The organism is Oerskovia sp. NPDC060287 (assembly GCF_042726775.1).
Taxonomy (GTDB): domain Bacteria; phylum Actinomycetota; class Actinomycetes; order Actinomycetales; family Cellulomonadaceae; genus Oerskovia; species Oerskovia merdavium.
Genome location: NZ_JBHXBO010000395.1, coordinates 1 through 1794, shown reverse-complemented (window position 1 = coordinate 1794; position 1794 = coordinate 1). Strand labels below are relative to the sequence as shown.

Annotated in this window: 1 protein-coding gene; it reads left to right on the top strand. The window is 70.7% G+C overall.

Annotation, left to right across the window (positions count from 1 at the left end; translation table 11 throughout):
* Positions 1-238 precede the first annotated feature (238 nt).
* Positions 239-1774 (top strand): MFS transporter, encoded by a 1536-nt coding sequence (locus tag ACFWFR_RS19255; RefSeq protein WP_377624189.1) that lies wholly within the window; start codon positions 239-241, stop codon positions 1772-1774.
* Positions 1775-1794: the final 20 nt, after the last annotated feature.

Sequence of the window (1794 nt, the reverse complement as noted above, 5' to 3'; positions counted from 1 at the left end):
CGTCTGCCTCGCCGTCGCCGGCACCCTCATGCAGGGCATCAGCCGCAACCCGCGCGGACGTCGGCGGTGAATCCTCGTGGGAGAACTCACACCCTGACGTGACGCCCCGACACGATAAGATAGTTCGTCTGTCCGACTTCGTAGTTGGGGCGGTCGAACGGTCTGCGACATCTCGCGACGCGTCTCGATCCGGGCTGGAAACCCCACGATCCCCCCGTTGCGTCCCCGAAGGTCGGTCATGCCCGCTTCTCCTCCCTCCACCACTGCGCCCTCGGCTCAGGTGGTCCCTCCCTCGGCTGAGATCCACGGTCTCGCGTCGGCAGAGCACGATGCTCCCGGCGCGTCCGGGCCCCGCCGCTGGTGGATCCTCATCATCCTCGCGCTCACGCAGCTGCTCGTCGTGCTCGACGGGACGATCGTGAACATCGCCCTCCCGCAGGCCCAGCTCGAGCTCGGCCTCACGGACACGCAGAGGCAGTGGGTCGTCACGGCCTACGCGCTCGCGTTCGGCGCCCTCCTGCTGCTCGGTGGCCGCATCGCCGACTACTGGGGGCGCAAGCGCACCTACCTGCTCGGGATGGTCGGCTTCGGCGTCGCGTCGCTGCTCGCGGGCCTCGCGCGCAACGGCACCGAGCTCATCGCGATGCGAGGTCTCCAGGGCGTCTTCGCGGCGCTCCTCGCCCCCGCGGCGCTCGCGCTCCTCACGGTCTCGTTCCCTCGCGGCAAGGACCGCAACACGGCGTTCGCCGTCTTCGGCTCGGTCGCGGGCGTCGGGGCAGCGGTCGGCCTGGTCCTCGGTGGCGCGCTCACCGAGTTCGCGGACTGGCGCTGGTGCCTGTGGGTCAACGTGCCGGTCGTCGTGGTCGCGCTCGTCGCGGGTGCGCTCCTGATCGGGGAGAGCAAGGCCGAGGGCGACAACAAGTACGACGTGCTCGGCACCGTCGTGGTGGTCCTCGGGCTCGGGTCGCTCGTCTACGGATTCACGCTCGCCGAGCACAGCTGGGTCGCGCCCGAGACCATCGCGTGCCTGGCCGCAGGCGTCGTGCTCATCGCGCTGTTCGTGTGGATCGAGTCCCGTGTCGCGCAGCCGCTCCTCCCGCTGCGCGTGCTGACGAACAAGGTCCGTGCCGGCGCGTTCCTGGTGCAGGCCATCTTCGGTGCGCTGATGATCGGTGCGCTGCTGTACCTGGCGCTCCACCTGCAGATTGTCCTGGGCCTCTCGCCGCTGCACGCGGGCCTGGGCACGCTCCCCATGACGATCATGACGCTCCTCCTGGCGCCGGCGATCACCAAGTTCCTCCCGCGGTTCGGTCCCCGTCCGCTGATGATCGGCGGGCCCCTGGTCGCGGCCGTCGCGCTGCTCTACCTGAGCCGCATCACGGTCGGCGGGTCGTACGCCACCGAGGTCCTGCCCGCACTCGTCGTGCTGGGCGTGGGCATGGCCATGGTCCTCGTGCCGCTCCAGAACGTCGCCCTCTCGGGGGTCGAGCCCCACGACGCGGGCGCCGCGAGCGCGACCGTCAACGCCTCGATGCAGATCGGCGGCTCGATCGGCCTCTCGGTCTTCACGACGATCTACGCGAGCGTCGTCGCGGGAGCCGTCGTGACCGACGAGGCGTCGCAGCTCGCTGCGTTCGTCGACGGGTACTCGGCGGCCTTCGTCGCGACGGCCGTCACGATGGTCGTGGGTGCCGTCATCGCCGCGGTGCTGATCCGCGGCCCCAAGGAACAGCTGCTGCCGCAGGGCGACCAGGTCGCGGTGCACCTGGGCTGAGCGCGTCCCCGGAGCCGGGG

Coding starts and splice junctions, on each gene's coding strand:
- ACFWFR_RS19255 (WP_377624189.1), top strand. CDS start 239: ATGCCCGCTTCTCCTCCCTCCACCACTGCGCCCTCGGCTCAGGTGGTC.